Source organism: Pseudomonas sp. WT-JTC, from assembly GCF_056711565.1.
The window spans coordinates 6,285,132-6,305,115 of the sequence record NZ_CM160042.1; the positions used below are offsets into that span (position 1 = coordinate 6,285,132).

Here is a 19,984-nt window from a genome sequence, read left to right on the forward strand (position 1 = left end):
AGCGACGCGCCAATGGCGCCCCGGCAATTAAATATTCGATGCAGAACAGACTGCGATTGACTCAGCTTGTTCACGCGCAACATTTTGTCGAGGTGCTCATCGGCGCCTCAAGAAATCGATTTCTCATAGGACTAAAGCAGCAAAATCGGCGAAAAAGCAGAATTTAGTTGATAAATATCCACCTTCCGTCGCAAACCCATACAACCTGATCAAGCATAAAGGCCTGATAGGCGTGGCCGCCGCTAAAACGGATCAGTATCCTAGCACCCTCTCGCCCGCTGACGCTAAGAACAAGCGGGCAGCCCCAAAGGTTTGAAAACGAATGAATGCTCTTGCCCGCCGCGCCGCAGGCCTGCTGCTCAGCACAGTTTGCCTGCCCCTTTCGGCCTTGGCTGCCGACCCGCAACCCACCCACGAATTCACCCTCGACAATGGCCTGAAGGTAGTCGTGCGTGAAGACCACCGTGCACCCGTGGTGGTTTCCCAGGTCTGGTACAAGGTCGGCTCCAGCTATGAGACACCGGGCAATACCGGCCTGTCCCACGCCCTGGAACACATGATGTTCAAGGGCAGCGAGAAAGTTGGCCCCGGCGAAGCCTCGCTGATCCTGCGCGACCTCGGCGCCGAAGAGAATGCATTCACCAGCGACGACTTCACCGCGTACTACCAGGTGCTGGCCCGCGACCGCTTGGGCGTAGCCTTCGAGCTGGAGGCCGACCGCATGGCCAGCCTGCGCCTGCCGGCCGACGAGTTCGCCAAGGAAATCGAGGTCATCAAGGAAGAACGTCGCCTGCGCACCGACGACAAGCCGATGTCCAAGGCCTACGAACGTTTCAAGGCCATGGCCTACCCGGCCAGCGGCTATCACACGCCGACCATCGGCTGGATGGCCGACCTTGAGCGAATGAATGTCGAAGAGCTGCGCCACTGGTACCAGACCTGGTATGTGCCGAACAACGCCACGCTGGTGGTGGTCGGCGACGTGACGCCTGACGAAGTCAAGGCTCTGGCCCAGCGCTATTTCGGCCCGATCGCCAAGCGTGATGTACCGGTCGCGAAAAAACCGCTGGAACTGGCCGAACCCGGCGAGCGCCAGATCACCCTGCACGTACAGACTCAACTGCCAAGCCTGATGCTGGCCTTCAACGTGCCGGGCATAGCCACCGCCGACGACAAGCGCCTGGTCAACGCCCTGCGCCTGATCTCGGCGCTGCTCGATGGCGGCTACAGCGGGCGCATCCCGACGCAACTGGAGCGCGGTGAAGAACTGGTGTCCGGCGGCTCGTCGAGTTACGACGCCTATACCCGTGGCGACAGTCTCTTCACCCTGTCGGCATCGCCAAACTCACAGAAGCACAAAACCATCGCCCAGGCGCAAGCCGGTTTGTGGAAGCTGCTCGAACAACTGAAAACCACCGCGCCGACCGCCGAAGAACTGGAGCGCGTACGCGCACAAGTCATTGCCGGCCTGGTTTACGAGCGCGACTCGATCACCAGCCAGGCTACTGCCATCGGCCAACTGGAAACCGTCGGCCTGTCATGGAAGCTGATGGACACCGAACTGGCCGACCTGGAAAGCGTGACACCGCAAGATATCCAGAAAGCCGCCAAGCTGTATTTCACCCGCGAACGTCTCAGCGTCGCCCATGTACTGCCTCTGGAGACGACTCATGAGTGAGCGTAAACCCTCCCGCCTGGCCCTGATCGGCCTGGTCGCCGTTGCCGTTATCGGTTCCGCTGCGTTCTATTTGTCACGCCCTGGCGAAACCAGTGCCAGCGAAGCCCTGGACAAGGCCAAGGCCAGCCAGAAACTGCAATCGCTGACCGAACTCAACGGCAAGGCACCGGACCACCGCAAGCTCGACGTGCAGACCTGGAACACCGCTGAAGGCACCAAGGTACTGTTCGTCGAAGCCCATGAGCTGCCGATGTTCGACATGCGCCTGATCTTCGCTGCCGGCAGTAGCCAGGACGGCAATACACCGGGCCTGGCGGTGTTGACCAACGCCATGCTCAACGAAGGCGTGGCCGGCAAAGACGTCGGTGCCATTGCCCAGGGCTTCGAAGGCTTGGGTGCCGACTTTGGCAACGGTGCCTATAAGGACATGGCAATCGCTTCACTGCGCAGCCTGAGCGCCAAGGACAAGCGCGAGCCGGCCCTGAAACTTTTTGCCGAAGTCATCGGCAAGCCGACTTTCCCTGCCGATTCGCTGGCCCGCATCAAGAACCAGATGCTCGCCGGTTTCGAATACCAGAAACAGAACCCCGGCAAACTGGCCAGCCTGGAACTGATGAACCGCTTGTACGGTGATCACCCGTACGCGCATTCCAGCGACGGCACGGCGAAAACCGTACCGGCGATTACCGCGGCACAACTGCGTACGTTCCACGAGAAAGCCTACGCAGCGGGTAACGTGGTGATCGCGCTGGTCGGTGACCTGTCCCGCGCGGAAGCCGAGACGATTGCCGCACAGGTTTCCAGCGCGCTGCCCAAAGGTCCGGCCTTGCCGAAAATCGCGCAACCAGTCGAGCCCAAGGCTGGCGTCAACCATATCGAGTTCCCGTCCAAGCAGACCAACCTGTTGCTCGCGCAATTGGGTATCGACCGTGACGACCCGGACTACGCGGCATTGTCCATGGGTAACCAGATTCTCGGTGGCGGCGGCTTCGGCACCCGGCTGATGAGCGAAGTGCGCGAGAAGCGTGGCCTGACTTACGGCGTGTATTCGGGCTTCACGCCGATGCAGGCGCGTGGCCCGTTCATGATCAATCTGCAAACCCGCGCCGAGATGAGCGAAGGCACCCTGAAGCTGGTACAAGATGTGCTGGCCGATTACCTTAAAACCGGCCCGACCGAAAAAGAGCTCGACGACGCCAAGCGCGAACTGGCCGGCAGCTTCCCGCTGTCTACCGCCAGCAACGCCGACATCGTCGGCCAGCTGGGCGCCATCGGTTTCTACAACCTGCCGTTGAGTCACCTGGAAGACTTCATGCAACAGTCCCAGGCCTTGACCGTCGAGCAGGTCAAAGCCGCCATGAACAAACACCTGAGCACGGACAAAATGGTCATCGTCAGCGCTGGCCCGACCGTGTCGCAACAGCCGTTACCGGCCCCTACTGATAAACCTTCCGAGCAGCCGCTCGGGGTTCCGGAGCACTAATGGCCCATCCAAAAAAACCCGCCAAAAACGTCCACAACGGCGTAAACCAGCTGCGCATCATCGGCGGCGAATGGCGCAGCCGGAAGCTGAGCTTCCCCGACGCCCCGGGCCTGCGCCCGACGCCGGACCGCGTGCGTGAAACCCTGTTCAACTGGCTCGCACCGTACGTGCCGGGCGCCAAGGTGCTCGACCCGTTCACCGGTAGTGGCGCGCTGTTCCTCGAAGCCTTGTCCCGTGGTGCGGCCATGGGTCAGGCGCTGGACGCCAGCAGCCTTGCGGTATCGAGCCTGAAGGAACACCTGGGCACACTGCGTTGCACCAACGGCCAGGTCCAGACCGCCGATGCCCTGCGCTATCTGGAAACCCAGACCGCAACAGCCTACGACCTGGTGTTCCTCGACCCGCCGTTCAACCAGAATCTGTTGCCCGCCGTTTGCAAGTTGCTCGAAGAGCGCCAATGGCTGGCCGAAGATGCATGGGTGTACACCGAAAGCGAGTCCGCGCCGTCGACCCTGGGCCTGCCGCAGAACTGGCGCCTGCACCGGGAGCAAAAATCCGGGCGCGTCTACTACTCGTTGTGGCAACGTATGGCAGAGATCGCCGGTTAACCGACCGGCCTGAAAAAGGTGCGTAGGCGCTACGCACCGCTGCATCGAGAATGATCGTGTCTCATCCGCCAGAACGCTTCACCCCCGCCTTCGGCCTCGGCAACCCGCACTTGCAAACCTTGTGGGGACCGCTGTGGCGTAAAACCGTGCACATCGGCCGCGAACGCGAACGCCTGTGGCTTGAAGATGGCGACTTTCTCGATCTGGACTGGCACGGCCCACACAGCGCAGACGCGCCTTTGGTGCTGGTGTTGCACGGGCTCACCGGTTCGTCGAACTCGCCTTACGTGGCCGGGATGCAGAAAGCCCTGGGCGACCGGGGCTGGGCCAGCGTCGCGCTGAATTGGCGCGGTTGCTCCGGCGAACCCAATCTGCTGCCGCGCAGCTACCATTCCGGCGCCAGTGAAGACCTGGCCGAAACCATCAGGCACTTGCGGGCCAAACGGCCTCTCGCGCCACTGTATGCGGTGGGTTACTCGCTGGGCGGCAATGTCCTGCTCAAGCACTTGGGCGAAACCGGCAGCGACAGCGGCGTGACGGGGGCCGTGGCGGTGTCGGTACCGTTTCGCCTGGACCAGTGCGCCGACCGTATCGGCCAAGGCTTCTCCAAGGTTTACCAGGCGCACTTCATGCGCGAGATGGTCGCCTACATCAAGAACAAGCAGCGGCAGTTCCAGCACGACGGACGCGAGGAGGGCCTGGCAGCCCTGGCGGCCCTCGGATCACTGGAAAACATGCGCACGTTCTGGGATTTCGATGGCCGGGTTACCGCGCCGCTGAACGGTTTCGCCGATGCCGAGGATTACTATCGCCGGGCCTCCAGCCGCTATTTCCTCGGCGAAATCCGTACGCCGACCTTGATGATCCAGGCTGCCGACGACCCCTTCGTGTTTCCCCACAGCCTGCCGCACGTCGATGAGCTGTCCGCTTGCACGCAATTCGAACTGCAAGCCAAGGGTGGGCATGTCGGTTTCGTCGACGGCACGCTCAGGCAGCCGGGTTACTACCTGGAACGGCGCATCCCCGAGTGGCTGGCCGCCGTAGGGCGCGCTTGAATCATGGAAGCGGACCAAGGCGAGTCGATCCATTTCTGGCAAACCCCGCCACTGGCCGGGGTCGAGTTGTTGTCCGCCCGCTACATCGATCATCGCTTCGCTCCCCATGTGCATGACGGCTATGTGATCGGCATGATCATGGCCGGCGCCCAGCGTTATCGCTATCGCGGCGCCGAACACCTGGCGGGCAGCGGCACGCTGGTGCTGATCAACCCCGATGAATTGCACACCGGCCACAAGGGTACGGAGGATGGCTGGCTATACCGGGCGTTTTATCCGGACAGCGAACAGATACTCTCGCTGTTGGCCGAACTCGAACTGCCAACCCACAACCCGCCAGCCTTCGGCGCCACGCTGTATCGCGACCAGGATCTGGTGAGCGGTTTCTGTCAATTGCACCGCTTGCTGGAAAGCCCCGCCACCGCGCTGCAACAGCAAACCGCCTGGCGCGAGCTGATGCTGTCGCTGTTACAACGCCATGCGGCGGTCCCCGATGCCGCTAAGCCTGGCAAGGAACATCGGGCCGTGAGCCTGGCCAAGGAATTGCTGCACGCGCAACTGGCAGCACCGCCCTCATTGGAGACACTGGCGGCGGCGGTCAACCTTTCGCCCTTCCATTTCGCCCGGGTGTTCCGCCGGGCCACCGGCATGCCGCCGCACACCTGGCTGATGCAGCAGCGCATCGCCCGGGCGCGCGGGTTATTGCAAAGTGGTTGTTTACCGCTGGAAGTCGCAACGCAACTGGGGTTTGCCGACCAGAGCCATCTGAGTCGGCAGTTCAAGCAGGTATATGGGGTTGGACCGGGGGCGTATCGCACAGCCCGGCAATTACCCGGATCTTGATAGCGACGGAAAACCAATGTGGGAGCGGGCTTGCTCGCGAAAGCGATGGATCAGTCGACATCTTCTTTGACTGTTACACCGCTTTCGCGAGCAAGCCCGCTCCCACAGGGTTATGTGGTGTTTATTCGCCTGTGGCGATGCCCCGCGCAGGCTCGTTGATCCACTCGCTCCACGACCCGGCATACAACGAAGCCAACGGATAACCGGCCAGACACAAGGCAAACAGGTTGTGGCACGCCGTCACGCCGGAACCGCAGTACGCCACCAGATCATTCGGCGAGCGATCACCCAGTTTGGCGGCGAAGCGCTGCTTGAGCTGATCGGCCGGCAGGAAACGCCCGTCACTGCCCAGGTTGTCGGTAAATGCCGCGCACTGGGCACCGGGAATGTGCCCGGCTACCGGGTCGATCGGCTCCACTTCGCCCTTGAAACGCGGCAGTGCACGGGCATCGAGCAAGGTCAGTTCCGGCCGGGCGAGGCGCTTTTGCAACTGCCCGGCACTGATCAGCAACGCCATGTCAGGACTGCCGGTGAAGGCGCCACGGGCGATCGCCGGCGCATCCAGGCTCAGTGGCAAACCGGCCGCATGCCAGGCCTTGAGACCGCCATCGAGGATGAATACACCGTCGCGCTTGCCCAACCATGCCAGCAACCACCAGGCCCGCGCCGCATAGGCACCCGGACCGTCGTCATACAGAACCACTTCGCTATCGGCATTGATGCCCCAGGCTTGCAGGCGCTCGATCAATTGCGCTGGCTCGGGCAACGGATGACGCCCGGTCACGCCCTTGACCACAGCACCACTCAGATCACGCTCAAGGTCGGCATAACTCGAACCGGCGATGTGCCCTTCGGCATAGCTACGCTGGCCATAAACCGGGTCTTCGAGAGCAAAACGACAATCCAGAATCACCAGCCCCGGCTGGTCCTTTTTCAAGTCCAGTGCTTGCGGGGTGATCAGTTGCGCAATGGGCATAGCGGGCTCCTGTGATGTTTATCGGCTTTCGATCCTACGACACTTCCTCAAGCGCCTGGGCCAGGGGGACGTAAAACTCTTCGAACAAGGCGTTGACCGCATCGCGGGCCAGATCCGTGACAAACCCGGCTTCCAGCACCAGCACCTGATACACACCGCGTTTAATGGCTTGTTCGCTCAAATGGCTGGAATTCTCCCGCGTGGTGCACAGAAACCGTACCCAGGACGTGAGGATGATCCAGGCATTGAGCGTCAGGGATTCGATCTGCACCTTGTCCATCTTCAGGATGCCGGCAGCGACAAAACCTTCGTAGATCGCCGCACCCTGGATCAGGCAGCGTTGGGAGAAGCGTCGATAGCGGTCGGCCAGGTCCGGATCGCTGTCGAGCAAATGTTCGAGATCGCGATGCAGAAACCGGTAGCGCCACATCGCCGACAGCAGCTCCTTGAGGTAGAAGCGCTTGTCTTCCACCGTGGCGGCACGGCCCTGGGGCGGGCGCAGGAAGCTGTCCACCAGGTTTTCGTACTCGCTGAACAGCACGGCGATGATCGCCTGCTTGTTCGGGAAGTGGTAGTACAGGTTGCCCGGGGAAATTTCCATGTGGGCAGCAATGTGGTTGGTGCTGATGCTGCGCTCGCCCTGTTGATTGAACAGCTCCAGGCTGTTCTGCACGATGCGCTCGCTGGTTTTGATCCGTGGGGCCATGGCTTGAGCTTTAATTCAGAGTGCGTTGACGGGCATCTTAGAGCTATCCGCGAGCGGATAAAACAAAGCTGTTCCAGGATGTCATTTGACTTTTTAGAGCATAGACTCTAAAAAGTGCTTCATTACAATAAATCCGGAGCCGACCATGACTGCTGACATTTCCTACATGCAGAACCTTCAGCAGCCGCTGGAAGAGCTTCAGGCCCTGTTTGTCGCCCAGCGTGCCGCGTACGCCGCCAATCCGATGCCGCCCGCTGCGCAGCGTCAGCAATGGCTCAAGGCGCTTAAGGATTTATTGAGCAATGAACGCCAGGCCCTGATCGATGCGATCAGCCAGGACTTCAGCCATCGCAGCGCCGATGAAACCCTGCTCGCCGAACTGATGCCCAGCCTGCACGGCATCCATTACGCCAGCCGTCACCTCAAGGGCTGGATGCGCGCTTCACGACGCAAGGTCGGTGTTGCCTTCCAGCCGGCTTCGGCGAAAGTGGTTTACCAGCCGCTGGGCGTGGTCGGGATCATCGTGCCGTGGAACTACCCGCTGTACCTGGCCATCGGTCCGTTGGTCGGCGCACTGTCGGCAGGCAATCGGGTGATGCTCAAGCTCAGTGAATCAACGCCCGCGACCGGCCTGCTGATGAAGCAGTTGCTGGCGCGATTTTTCCCCGAAGACCTGGTTTGCGTGGTCCTGGGCGAGGCTGATATGGGCGTGGCGTTTTCACGCCTGCCGTTCGATCACCTGCTGTTCACCGGTGCTACCAGCATCGGCAAGCACGTGATGCGCGCCGCCGCGGAAAACCTGACCCCGGTGACCCTGGAACTGGGCGGCAAATCCCCGGCCATCGTTTCTCGCGACGTACCGCTCAAGGACGCCGCCGAACGCATCGCCTTCGGCAAGACCCTGAACGCCGGCCAGACCTGCGTAGCCCCGGACTATGTGCTGGTGCCGGAGGACCGCGTCGGAGGTTTCGTCGAAGCCTATCGCTGCGCCGTCCGCGGGTTTTATCCGACGCTGGCGGACAACCCGGACTACACCGCGATCATCAATGAACGACAACTGACGCGCCTCAACGGTTACGTCAGCGACGCCACCAGCAAGGGTGCGCTGCTGATGCCGCTGTTCGACCAGGGCCAGGGCCGCCGCATGAGCCATAGCCTGCTACTCAATGTCACTGACGACATGACGGTGATGCAGGACGAAATCTTCGGGCCGCTGCTGCCGATCGTGCCGTACAAGGATCTGGACCAGGCATTTGCCTACATCAACCAGCGCCCTCGCCCACTGGCGCTGTATTACTTCGGCTACGACAAGCGCGAACAACAGCGCGTGCTGCACGAAACCCATTCCGGCGGCGTGTGCCTGAACGACACGCTGCTGCACGTCGCCCAGGACGACATGCCGTTCGGCGGCATCGGCGCCTCGGGCATGGGCCATTACCACGGCCATGAAGGCTTCCTGACGTTCAGTAAGGCCAAGGGAGTGTTGATCAAACAGCGGTTCAACGCGGCGAAGCTGATCTACCCGCCATACGGCAAATCCATCCAGAAGCTGATCCAGAAGCTGTTCATCCGCTAACGATCGTCACCGTCGGGTAATAACAACAATGAACCCAAGCCTGTCCGATTCACCCGCGCTGTCACGGCGCGGGTTGCTTAAATTCAGCCTCGGCGCTACAGCTTTCCTTGCCACCGCCGGGCTCGGAGCCAGCCTCAGCGGCTGTTCCTCGAGCGTCCCGGCCAGTGGTTTCACCACGTTACGCAGCGGCGACCTGCTGTTTTTGCGGGCGTTGATTCCGGTCATGCTCGAGGGCGCCGTGGCCTCCGAAAGGATGCCAGAGTCTGTCGAAGGCACACTGAAAAGCCTGGATTACAGCCTCGCCCACCTGTCGCCGGAAATGCTCAAGCTGACCCAACAACTGTTCGATGTGCTGGGCATGGCCGTGACCCGCGGGCCGCTGACCGGAATCTGGGGCAGCTGGGAAAACGCCAGCGCCGACGATATCCGGCATTTTCTCGAGCGCTGGGAAAACAGCTCGCTGAGCCTGCTGCGCATGGGTCACAGTTCCTTGCTGCAACTGGTGATGATGGCCTGGTACGGGCGCAAGGAATCGTGGGCGCATTGTGGGTATCCCGGGCCGCCAACTGTTTGAAACTGAGTCGACCCCTTCGCGAGCAAGCCCGCTCCCACATTGACCGCGTCCCCCTTCCACTGCATCCAACCCATAACAACAAGAGAACCCGAAGATGCCCGTACCCGACCCGTTCCGCGAAGGCATGGCCCGAGGCTGGAAAACCTACGACGGCTCGCAACTGACCCAGGACCTGACACTCGAAGCGGACGTGGCGATCATCGGCAGCGGTGCCGGCGGCGGTACCACGGCTGAAATCCTCAGCGCGGCCGGCTACAAGGTGTTGTTGATCGAGGAAGGCCCGCTCAAGACCAGCAGCGACTTCAAGCTGCTCGAAGACCAGGCCTACACCAGCCTTTATCAGGAAGGCATTGGTCGCATGAGCAAGGACGGGGCGATCACCATCCTCCAGGGCCGGGCGGTGGGCGGCACCACGTTGATCAACTGGACCTCCAGTTTCCGCACCCCGGAGCCAACCCTGGAGCACTGGGCCAAAGAGCACAACGTCAAGGGCCACAGCCCGGCGGAAATGGCGCCGTGGTTCGAACAAATGGAACAACGCCTGGGCGTCGCGCCGTGGATGGTGCCACCCAACGCCAACAATGATGTGATCCGCAAGGGCTGCCAGGCGCTGGGCTACAGCTGGCACGTCATCCCGCGCAACGTTCGCGGCTGCTGGAACCTCGGATACTGCGGCATGGGCTGCCCGACCAACGCCAAGCAATCGATGATGGTCACCACCATTCCAGCCACCCTGGAAAAGGGCGGCGAGCTGCTTTACCTGGCCCGCGCCGAAAAACTCATGATCAGCGGCGACAAGGTTACCGGCCTGCAATGTTCGGCGATGGATGAGCGCTGCGTCGCACCGACCGGACGCACCATCACGGTCAAGGCGCGGCATTTCGTGCTGGCCGGTGGCGGCATCAACAGCCCGGCCTTGCTGATGCGCTCCGGGGCACCCGACCCGCACAAGCGCCTTGGCAAACGTACGTTCCTGCACCCGGTGAACATGTCTGCCGCGCTGTTCGACGAAGTGGTCAACCCGTTCTACGGCGCGCCGCAGTCGATCTATTCCGACCATTTCCAATGGCAGGACGGCACCACCGGCAAGATGTCCTACAAACTGGAAGTCCCGCCCCTGCACCCGGCGCTGGCCACGACACTGCTCGGTGGTTTCGGCCAGGAAAACTCGCAGCACATGGCCAACCTGCCCCATACCCACGCCATGCTGGCGCTGCTGCGGGACGGTTTTCACCCGGACAGCCCCGGAGGCAGCGTCGAATTGCGCAGCGACGACACGCCGGTGCTGGATTATCAGCTCTCGCCTTACGCCTGGGATGGATTGCGCCGGGCGTTCCATACCATGGCCGAGATCCAGTTTGCCGGTGGTGCCAAGGCCGTCATGCCGATGCACGCCGATGCCCGTTACGTGAAGACCCTCGCCGAAGCCCGCTCGCTGATCGACGGCCTGAGCCTGGAGTTGTATCGCACGCGCCTGGGCAGCGCCCATGTAATGGGCGGTTGTGCCATGGGCGAAAGCCCGGAAACTGCGGTGACTGACAGCCTTGGCCGGCATCATCAACTGGGCAACCTGTCGATCCACGACGGCTCGCTGTTCCCCACCAGCATTGGCGCCAACCCGCAGCTGTCAGTCTACGGACTGACGGCGCAACTGGCGACATCCTTGGCCGATCGTTTAAAAAACCCATGAAAATGACGATAATTCCCATCGTCTATAGTGCTTTCTTACCCAACAGGCGACTTGGCCGACCGGGAAGGCTGCGATACCATCCGACTCCCCAACGGATTCCCGCCAGGACGACGCGATGAACCGAGTGTTGTACCCAGGTACCTTCGACCCTATTACCAAGGGCCATGGCGATCTGGTCGAACGCGCCTCGCGCCTGTTCGATCACGTGATCATCGCCGTCGCCGCGAGCCCGAAGAAAAACCCGCTGTTTCCTATGGAACAACGGGTAGAACTGGCGCGCGAGGTCACTAAACATTTGCCGAACGTTGAAGTCGTCGGCTTCTCGACGCTGCTGGCGCACTTCGCCAAAGAGCAGAATGCCAACGTGTTCCTGCGTGGTTTGCGCGCGGTGTCGGACTTCGAATACGAGTTCCAGCTGGCCAACATGAACCGCCAGCTGGCGCCGGATGTGGAAAGCCTGTTCCTGACCCCGTCCGAACGTTACTCGTTCATCTCTTCGACGCTGGTCCGTGAAATTGCTGCCCTGGGCGGCGATATCACCAAGTTCGTGCACCCCGTGGTGGCGGACGCCCTGACCGAACGTTTCAAGAAATAATCCCCGCAAACTGTAGGAGCGAGCCTGCTCGCGATGGACGTCAACGATAACGCGGGAAACCTGACACCCCTCCGCGTTCTCAGGTTTTTCGCGAGCAGGCTCGCTCCTACAGCGCCAATGCGGCACAATTAAGCGCATTGGTTTATTGCGCCCGGGCCTGCCGCCCCGGCTGGAGTTAGCATGTCCCTGATCATCACCGACGATTGCATCAACTGCGACGTCTGCGAACCCGAGTGCCCGAACGCCGCCATTTCCCAAGGCGAAGAGATCTACGTGATCGACCCGAACCTGTGCACCCAGTGTGTCGGCCACTACGACGAACCGCAGTGCCAGCAGGTCTGCCCGGTGGATTGCATTCCACTGGACGAAGCCCATCCGGAGACTGAAGAACAGTTGATGGAGAAGTACCGCAAGATTACCGGTAAGGCTTAAGTCATTCGGCGCCTGTCAGGCCGCCTTCGCGAGCAAGCCCGCTCCCACATCTGGAATGCGTTCCCCCTGTGGGAGCGGGCTTGCTCGCGAAGGCGTCATCAGCCTCACTGAAGCTGTAACTGACTGTCAGCTCTGACAGCGCGGGCAAAAAACGCTGGCGCGTTGCCCGAGCTTCACTTCCCGCAGGCCCGTGCCACAGACTTTGCAGTGCTCGCCGCCGCGACCGTACACGAACAGTTCCTGCTGGAAATAACCAGGCTGACCGTCACCACCGATAAAGTCCCGCAGCGTGGTACCGCCGCGCTCGATGGCGGCCGCCAGGATGCGCTTGATCTCGATTGCCAGTTTCAAATAGCGCGCACGGGAAATACTCTTGGCTTCGCGGCGCGGGTCGATTCCAGCGGCGAACAACGCTTCGGTCGCATAGATATTGCCGACGCCCACCACCACCGCGTTATCCATGATGAACGGCTTGACCGCCATCGAGCGTCCACGGGACAGCTGGAACAGGCGCTCGCCGTCGAACAGGTCGGTCAGTGGTTCCGGCCCCAGGCGGATCAGCAATTCATGATTGAGCGGATCGAGGCTCCAGAGCATTGCACCGAAGCGCCTCGGGTCGGTGTAACGCAGGGCCAGGCCCGACTCCAGTTCGATGTCCACATGCTCATGCTTGGCCGCCGGCAACCCGGCCTCTACCAGACGCAAATTGCCTGACATGCCCAAATGGCTGATCAAGGTGCCGACTTCGGCATTGATCAGCAGGTATTTGGCGCGCCGCTCCACAAGTACGATGCGCTGCCCGGACAACCGCACATCGAGGTCTTCGGGGATTGGCCAACGCAAGCGACGGTCACGCACGATCACCCGGCTGACACGCTGGCCTTCCAGGTACGGCGCGATGCCGCGACGGGTGGTTTCGACTTCTGGCAATTCAGGCATGGTGCTCTCGGATCAGGCTCAGGGCCCTTAAAGTTCCGACACTCAGCGATGAGTGCCGAGGTCGCGGATCGTCTGCTTGAGGGTCTCGAAGTCGTAGTCCGAGAGGCCGACATAATCGAGCACCAGCGGCGCGATGCTGTTCCACTCGTGATCTTCGGTCTGATTGCCCAGCACCCGGTACGACGCGCAAATGTGCTCGGCCATCTTCAGGATCGCCAGCAGGTTCTTCAAGGAACTGTTGCGCGAAGATTCATCGCTGAAGATCGCCAGGGCATTGTGGTGATTGGCGATCGCCGCACTCACGTGCTCCGGCAGGCGCCAGGACTTGGCCGTGTAATACCCGACCACCGAATGATTGGTATTGAACACCTGATTCTCCGTGTCCACCACCCGGCATTCGGCACTGGCGTTGGCATAGGCCTGTTCCAGAACGCCCATGTACTCGGGAAAACGCTGGAGCATCAAGGGTACGCCACAATCGTGGAACAAACCGAGCGCATAAGCTTCATCGCCGTTTTCAACGCCGATGCGCTTGGCCAGGGTCAGGCAGGTCATTGCCACGTCCTGGGCGGTGTCCCAGAAACGGTTGAGGGTGACAATGGTGTCGTCGTTCATCTCGCCCTTGATCGACTGCGCGTTGATCAGGTTGATGACCGAGCGGCTGCCCAGCAGATTCACCGCGCGCTGGATCGAGGCGATCTTGTTGCTCAGCCCGTAATACGGCGAATTGACGATCTTCAGCAGGGAACCGGAAAGGCCCGGGTCCTGGGAGATCAGTTTGGCGATGACTTCCAGATCCGGGTCGGGCATGTACTGCTCCATCTGCAAATCCACCATGATTTGCGGCTGGGCCGGTACGCTGATGCCCTGCAGGGCGTGTTGGATCTGTTCGGAAGTCAGCTCTTGGGACATAAGTACACACTCTGGGTCAGGCGCAGATTCTAGCTTCTAACAGTTGGATCCGAAACCTTGTACGGCCCATCGCCTGAAGTTTCATCCTGGCCGGCCCTGCCCACCGCATGTCCATCCACCATGCCGTGGCCTTGCGCAACACGCTATACTCCCGCTCTTTTTTCCGGAGCGACGTCATGTCCCTGCCTAGCCTGCGCCTCAAAGCCAACGCCGACCGCCGTCTGCGCAACGGCCACTTGTGGGTCTACAGCAACGAAATCGATGTAGCCGCTACGCCTTTGCACGGTTTCAAGGCCGGCGACCAGGCGATCCTCGAAGCCGCCGGCGGCAAGCCGCTGGGCATCGTTGCCATGAGCCCGAACAACCTGATCTGCGCCCGTTTGCTGTCGCGCGACATCAAGCTGCCGCTGGACAAATCGCTGCTGGTGCACCGCCTGAACGTGGCGCTGTCCCTGCGCGATCGTCTGTTCGACAAGCCGTTCTATCGCCTGGTCTACGGCGACTCCGACCTGTTGCCAGGCCTGGTGGTTGACCGTTTCGACGACATCCTGGTGGTGCAGATCGCTTCGGCGACCATGGAAGCCCATAAAGACGACGTGATCGCGGCGCTGACCCAAGTGCTCAAGCCAAGCGGCATTCTGTTCAAGAACGACTCCGCCGCCCGTGACGCCGAAGGCCTCAACCGCTACGTCGAAACCGTGTTCGGCCTGGTGCCGGAGTGGGTTGCCCTCGAAGAGAACGGCGTGAAGTTCGAAGCCCCGGTCATCCAGGGCCAGAAAACCGGCTGGTTCTACGACCACCGCATGAACCGCGCACGCCTGGCGCCTTACGCCAAGGGCAAGCGCGTACTGGACCTCTACAGCTACATCGGTGGCTGGGGCGTGCAGGCTGCCGCGTTCGGCGCCAGTGAAGTGTTCTGCGTCGACGCCTCGGCCTTCGCCCTCGACGGCGTCGAGCGCAACGCCGCGCTGAACGGCTTCGCCGAAAAAATGACCTGCATCGAAGGCGACGTGTTCGAAGCCCTCAAAGAGCTCAAAGCCAGCGAAGAACGCTTCGACGTGATCGTGGCCGACCCGCCGGCGTTCATCAAACGCAAGAAAGACATGAAGAACGGCGAAGGCGCCTACCGCCGCCTGAACGAGCAAGCCATGCGCCTGCTGACCAAGGACGGCATCCTGTTCAGCGCATCCTGCTCGATGCACCTGCCGGAAGACGACCTGCAGAACATCCTGCTGACCAGCGCCCGTCACCTGGACCGCAACATCCAGATGCTGGAACGTGGTGGTCAGGGCCCGGATCATCCGGTGCATCCGGCCATCCCGGAAACCCGCTACATCAAGAGCATTACTTGCCGGTTGTTGCCAAACAGCTAACAACCCAGACCACTGTAGGAGCGAGCTTGCTCGCGAAGATCGTCAACGATAACGCTGGAAGCCTGACACCCAGCGGAGTCTTTGGGTTTATCGCGAGCAAGCTCGCTCCTACAGGGTTATTTCCTTCGGGATAATCCCGCATCAAAACGGGAAACTCCCTACAGCGCTTTTGATTGTATTCCCTACGTCCCAGACTAGTATCGGTTTCTGGTTTCAAGCATGACCGCTTGATCACTCCGGAAAACAAAAACAATGTCTGAGTCCTCTTACCCTGCTCTAAGTGGCGACCTGAAACGCCAACGAGCCTCCCGCTTTATCCTCATTACCAATATTTCGTTAATCAGCTTTTTCCCGCTGAATATCCTCCTGCCTTCTTTTCCTGCCTTGGCTGAGGAATTCAACACTTCAACCGCAGAAATCGCCCTATCCACCAGCCTGTTCACGCTGGTTTTTGCGATTTCTCAATTAATAACCGGCCCGCTCTCAGATAAGTTGGGGCGTAAGGAAGTTCTTCTTGGTTGCATCGTTGTTTCTACGCTCGGCTCGATAGGGTGCGTGTTGGCAACGGACTATCCGGGCTTCCTGTTATTTCGCGCCATCCAGGCAATCGGGTGTGGTTTCTTTGTGCTGGGCCATGCACTGGTAGAAGACTTGTTCGAAGAACAGGATCGGGCTCGAGTGCGAATTTATTACATGACACTGAGCGGCTCCTTTGTTGCACTGTCGCCGCTATTGGGATCATGGTTGCAAACCACGTTCGATTGGCAGGGAAGTTTTTATGGCTTTGCGCTCATGGCGCTCGGCATGTTCATCCATGCCCAAGTAATACTGCCCTCCAAAGCAGTCAGCCATCAAAGAACATCCGTTTCCGTTCTACGCACACTGAAATCCATTGCTGGAAGTCGAGACTTCATTCGCTACTGGTGGATTGCCGCGTTAGTGTTTGCTTGTTATTTCGCATTGATCAGCGTGACGCCGTTGATTTTCATGGATGAGTTCAAGTTATCCGAATACCAGTACGCGCTGGTGCTTATGGTGTATGGGTTGGCCTATTTCCTTGGCGGAGTAGTTGCCAGCGCCGTGCAGAAACATATCTCCCTCACGCTGCAAATCAACATCGGGCTTGGATTGCTGGGTGTCGCTGGTGTGTTGTTAGCATTGATCGTCAGTTATGAAGCGATGACAACCATCACCCTGCTCATACCGATGCTGATCAGTGCTCTGGCAGTCACCCTGGTGCGACCTGCCGCTATTTCCGCAGCAATGTTGCTGTTCTCAAGCAGCGCTGGAACGGCAGCCTCTGCGGGCAATAGCATTATGTTCATCACCGCCGCGGTCAGCAGCGCTGCGCTCGCACAAACCGGGGACAATTTGCTGATGACCATTGCGGGAAGCTTCATCGCATTCAGCCTTTGGGGGTTGCTGACGAATGCCAGGATAGGGCACTGACTGCAGGGGGCAGCCTGTCGACGCTTGGTTGCTTGTGATGGTCGTCAATGATAACGCGGGGAACCTGATGCCCCGCGGCGTTCTCGGGTTCATCGCGAGCTAGCTCGCGCCTACAGTGCACGACACATCCTGACCCACAGTCGAAGCGGCAACCTCCCATTCCGCGCCTACCGTTTCTCTTCTAACCACAGAAGAGGACAACGGAATGTCCAACACCCCACAAGCTAACCGTTTACGTACTGGCCGCCGCTCGGAACCCGGGCGCATCTATCTCCTGACCGCAGTCACCCATGAACGGCAACCGATCTTCAATGATTTGTACGTTGGACGTTTGGTAGTGAACGAATTCAGAAGAGCTCATGAAGCCGGCAATGCCACCTCGATAGCCTGGGTGCTCATGCCGGATCACTTTCATTGGCTGGTTGAATTGCACAACGGTGATTTGCCGAAACTGATGCAGGCGGCCAAATCCAGAAGTGCTCGCGCCATCAACCAGCAAAGAGGTCGCCACGAAACGCTATGGCAAAAGGGCTACTTCGACCGAGCCCTGCGCCGCGAGGAAGACCTGAAAGCAGCCGCCCGATACATCATCGCCAACCCTTTGCGGGCCGGACTAGTGACTCGGGTTGGAGACTACCCGCTGTGGGATGCCATGTGGCTTTAATACTGTAGGAGCGAGCTCGCGATGGTGGTCAACGATAACGCGGGGAACCTGATGCCCCGCGGCGTTCTCGGGTTCATCGCGAGCGAGCTCGCGCCTACAGGGGCGGTCGCCGAACGTCTTGTGAATGCGTGGAGCCATTCCCTCCAGCCGCCAGCCGTGTAGAATCGCGAACATTCATCGCCAGTCATCCCCCGGCGGGTTTATGAGCTCAAGCTGAAGCGCGCGGCGATCCCGCAAAGTTATCGGCAACTTCCGGACACACGGCCATTTCCGGGTGTTCCAGACGTCAATAGAAGCTCACTTCCCTTTTGATACCTGATTAGCCGCCCGGAGTGCTTCATGCCTGATTACCGCTCGAAAACATCCACCCACGGCCGCAACATGGCCGGCGCCCGCGCACTGTGGCGCGCCACGGGGATGAAAGATGACGACTTCAAGAAGCCGATCATCGCCATTGCCAACTCCTTCACCCAGTTCGTACCGGGCCACGTCCACCTCAAGGACCTGGGCCAACTGGTCGCTCGTGAAATCGAACGCGCTGGCGGTGTGGCTAAAGAATTCAACACCATCGCTGTCGATGACGGCATCGCCATGGGCCACGACGGCATGCTGTATTCGCTGCCGAGCCGCGAGATCATCGCCGACTCCGTCGAGTACATGGTCAACGCCCACTGCGCCGACGCCATCGTCTGCATCTCCAACTGCGACAAGATCACCCCTGGCATGCTGATGGCGTCCCTGCGCCTGAACATCCCGGTGATCTTCGTCTCCGGCGGCCCGATGGAGGCCGGCAAGACCAAACTGGCCAGCCACGGCCTCGACCTGGTCGACGCCATGGTGATCGCCGCCGACTCCAGCGCTTCTGACGAGAAAGTCGCTGAGTACGAGCGCAGCGCTTGCCCGACTTGCGGATCGTGCTCCGGCATGTTCACCGCCAACTCGATGAACTGCCTGGTTGAAGCCCTGGGCCTGGCCTTGCCGGGCAACGGTTCGACCCTGGCTACCCACAGCGACCGCGAGCAGCTGTTCCTGCAGGCCGGCCGCACCATCGTCGAGCTGTGCAAGCGTTACTACGGCGAGAACGATCAGTCGGTGTTGCCGCGCAACATCGCCAACTTCCAGGCGTTCGAAAACGCCATGACCCTGGACATCGCCATGGGCGGTTCCACCAACACCATCCTGCACTTGCTGGCTGCCGCCCAGGAAGCCGAGATCGATTTCGACCTGCGCGACATCGACCGCCTTTCGCGCAACGTACCGCAACTGTGCAAAGTCGCGCCGAACATCCAGAAGTACCACATGGAAGACGTGCACCGCGCTGGCGGCATCTTCAGCATCCTCGGCTCGCTGGCCCGTGGTGGTTTGCTGCACACCCAGCTGCCGACCGTGCACAGCCGCAGCATGGAAGAAGCCATCGCCAAGTGGGACATCACCCAGACCACCGACGAAGCGGTGCATCACTTCTTCAAGGCCGGCCCAGCGGGCATCCCGACGCAAACCGCGTTCAGCCAGTCGACCCGTTGGGAAACCCTGGACGACGACCGTGAAAACGGCTGCATCCGCAGTGTCGAGCACGCCTACTCGCAAGAAGGCGGCCTGGCCGTGCTGTACGGCAACATCGCCCTGGACGGCTGCGTGGTGAAAACCGCCGGCGTCGACGAGTCGATCCACGTGTTCGAAGGCAACGCCAAGATCTTCGAAAGCCAGGACAGCGCCGTACGCGGCATCCTCGCGGACGAAGTGAAAGAAGGCGACATCGTCATCATTCGCTACGAAGGCCCGAAAGGCGGCCCGGGCATGCAGGAAATGCTCTACCCGACGTCGTACCTGAAATCCAAAGGCCTGGGCAAAGCTTGCGCCCTGCTCACCGACGGCCGTTTCTCTGGCGGTACCTCGGGCCTGTCCATCGGCCACGCTTCGCCTGAAGCCGCTGCTGGCGGCGCAATCGGCCTGGTACAGGACGGCGACAAAGTGCTGATCGACATTCCGAACCGCTCGATCAACCTGTTGGTCAGCGACGAAGAACTGGCGGCACGCCGGGTCGAGCAGGACAAGAAAGGCTGGAAACCGGTGGAAGTGCGTCCACGTAAAGTGACCACTGCGTTGAAAGCCTACGCCCTGCTGGCGACCAGCGCCGACAAGGGTGCTGTGCGTAACAAAGCGATGTTGGACGGGCTGTAAGCGTTAACCGTCGAACATGAAAATGCCCCGCCAAGTGCGGGGCATTTTTTTGCAGCGTCTATTTAGTGCTTAATTTACCAGTGTATTCCCGAAGGCATATTCAGAACCGAGTCAAAAGCCAGATTCGTCAATTGCAAGAGTTAGAAGTCCGCAACATCTCTCCCAGATAGAGGAGCGCCAGCAATGTGGGGCTAATCAATGCCACGTTAAACCAGATATTACTGCCGGGATGGGTCAGTGAACCTATTAG

Annotated in this window: 18 protein-coding genes; 14 read left to right on the forward strand and 4 right to left on the reverse strand. The window is 60.4% G+C overall.

The genetic code is table 11. From position 1 onward, the window contains the following. Positions 1-322 precede the first annotated feature (322 nt). From AC06G5_RS28620 to AC06G5_RS28640, 5 genes are read left to right on the forward strand one after another with little or no spacing between them, the layout of a single operon-like run. Positions 323-1,678 (forward strand): M16 family metallopeptidase, encoded by a 1,356-nt coding sequence (locus AC06G5_RS28620; protein WP_480458637.1) that lies wholly within the window; start codon positions 323-325, stop codon positions 1,676-1,678. Then, positions 1,671-3,161, forward strand: a complete 1,491-nt coding sequence (locus AC06G5_RS28625; protein ID WP_480458638.1) for a M16 family metallopeptidase — start codon at positions 1,671-1,673, stop codon at positions 3,159-3,161. Before AC06G5_RS28620 ends, AC06G5_RS28625 begins: the two co-directional genes overlap by 8 nt. Continuing rightward, the gene (rsmD, locus tag AC06G5_RS28630; protein WP_008019983.1) at positions 3,161-3,769 is read left to right on the forward strand and encodes a 16S rRNA (guanine(966)-N(2))-methyltransferase RsmD; all 609 of its coding nucleotides are present in this window, start codon (positions 3,161-3,163) and stop codon (positions 3,767-3,769) included. The genes AC06G5_RS28625 and rsmD overlap by 1 nt, the downstream gene beginning before the upstream one ends. A 56-nt stretch (positions 3,770-3,825) precedes the next feature. After that, positions 3,826-4,824, forward strand: coding sequence for a hydrolase (locus tag AC06G5_RS28635; protein WP_480458639.1), 999 nt, complete (start codon positions 3,826-3,828; stop codon positions 4,822-4,824). Positions 4,825-4,827: 3 nt separating this feature from the next. Further along, positions 4,828-5,667, forward strand: coding sequence for an AraC family transcriptional regulator (locus AC06G5_RS28640; RefSeq protein ID WP_413421808.1), 840 nt, complete (start codon positions 4,828-4,830; stop codon positions 5,665-5,667). Between the two features lie 121 nt (positions 5,668-5,788). Here AC06G5_RS28640 and AC06G5_RS28645 read toward each other — a convergent pair whose 3' ends face one another. Beyond that, positions 5,789-6,643, reverse strand: a complete 855-nt coding sequence (locus tag AC06G5_RS28645) for a sulfurtransferase (protein WP_413421810.1) — start codon at positions 6,641-6,643, stop codon at positions 5,789-5,791. Between the two features lie 34 nt (positions 6,644-6,677). Then, positions 6,678-7,349 carry a TetR/AcrR family transcriptional regulator gene (locus tag AC06G5_RS28650; RefSeq protein ID WP_480458640.1) on the reverse strand — a complete coding sequence of 224 codons (672 nt, stop codon included), beginning with the start codon at positions 7,347-7,349 and terminating at the stop codon, positions 6,678-6,680. A 145-nt stretch (positions 7,350-7,494) separates the two neighbouring features. Between AC06G5_RS28650 and AC06G5_RS28655 the strand changes: the two genes are divergently transcribed. The 5 genes from AC06G5_RS28655 (at position 7,495) to AC06G5_RS28675 (ending at position 12,216) form a co-directional block, all read left to right on the forward strand. Continuing rightward, positions 7,495-8,925 (forward strand): coniferyl aldehyde dehydrogenase, encoded by a 1,431-nt coding sequence (locus AC06G5_RS28655; RefSeq protein ID WP_480458641.1) that lies wholly within the window; start codon positions 7,495-7,497, stop codon positions 8,923-8,925. 28 nt (positions 8,926-8,953) lie between these two features. Then, positions 8,954-9,499 (forward strand): twin-arginine translocation pathway signal protein, encoded by a 546-nt coding sequence (locus tag AC06G5_RS28660; protein ID WP_413421816.1) that lies wholly within the window; start codon positions 8,954-8,956, stop codon positions 9,497-9,499. A 94-nt stretch (positions 9,500-9,593) separates the two neighbouring features. Next, entirely contained in the window at positions 9,594-11,189 is a 1,596-nt protein-coding gene (locus AC06G5_RS28665) for a GMC family oxidoreductase (protein ID WP_413421818.1), read from the forward strand. A gap of 115 nt (positions 11,190-11,304) precedes the next feature. After that, positions 11,305-11,784, forward strand: a complete 480-nt coding sequence (coaD, locus tag AC06G5_RS28670; protein ID WP_223455913.1) for a pantetheine-phosphate adenylyltransferase — start codon at positions 11,305-11,307, stop codon at positions 11,782-11,784. A 180-nt stretch (positions 11,785-11,964) separates the two neighbouring features. Beyond that, positions 11,965-12,216, forward strand: a complete 252-nt coding sequence (locus AC06G5_RS28675; RefSeq protein ID WP_003195146.1) for a YfhL family 4Fe-4S dicluster ferredoxin — start codon at positions 11,965-11,967, stop codon at positions 12,214-12,216. Positions 12,217-12,342: 126 nt separating this feature from the next. Here AC06G5_RS28675 and mutM read toward each other — a convergent pair whose 3' ends face one another. Continuing rightward, positions 12,343-13,155 (reverse strand): bifunctional DNA-formamidopyrimidine glycosylase/DNA-(apurinic or apyrimidinic site) lyase, encoded by an 813-nt coding sequence (gene mutM, locus AC06G5_RS28680; protein WP_413703856.1) that lies wholly within the window; start codon positions 13,153-13,155, stop codon positions 12,343-12,345. 42 nt (positions 13,156-13,197) lie between these two features. Then, positions 13,198-14,067 carry an HDOD domain-containing protein gene (locus AC06G5_RS28685; RefSeq protein ID WP_413421822.1) on the reverse strand — a complete coding sequence of 290 codons (870 nt, stop codon included), beginning with the start codon at positions 14,065-14,067 and terminating at the stop codon, positions 13,198-13,200. 176 nt (positions 14,068-14,243) lie between these two features. Here AC06G5_RS28685 and AC06G5_RS28690 point away from each other — a divergent pair, with 176 nt between their 5' ends. From AC06G5_RS28690 to ilvD, 4 genes are all read left to right on the forward strand, one after another. Further along, a complete protein-coding gene (locus AC06G5_RS28690) occupies positions 14,244-15,440 on the forward strand; it encodes a class I SAM-dependent rRNA methyltransferase (RefSeq protein ID WP_480458642.1) in 1,197 nt (398 codons plus the stop codon). Between the two features lie 252 nt (positions 15,441-15,692). Next, complete coding sequence (locus AC06G5_RS28695) at positions 15,693-16,889, forward strand: MFS transporter (RefSeq protein ID WP_480458643.1); 1,197 nt, start codon at positions 15,693-15,695, stop codon at positions 16,887-16,889. 205 nt (positions 16,890-17,094) lie between these two features. After that, a complete protein-coding gene (locus AC06G5_RS28700; RefSeq protein WP_413421827.1) occupies positions 17,095-17,553 on the forward strand; it encodes an REP-associated tyrosine transposase in 459 nt (152 codons plus the stop codon). A 339-nt stretch (positions 17,554-17,892) separates the two neighbouring features. Next, positions 17,893-19,734 (forward strand): dihydroxy-acid dehydratase, encoded by a 1,842-nt coding sequence (gene ilvD, locus AC06G5_RS28705; RefSeq protein WP_102670604.1) that lies wholly within the window; start codon positions 17,893-17,895, stop codon positions 19,732-19,734. Positions 19,735-19,984: the final 250 nt, after the last annotated feature.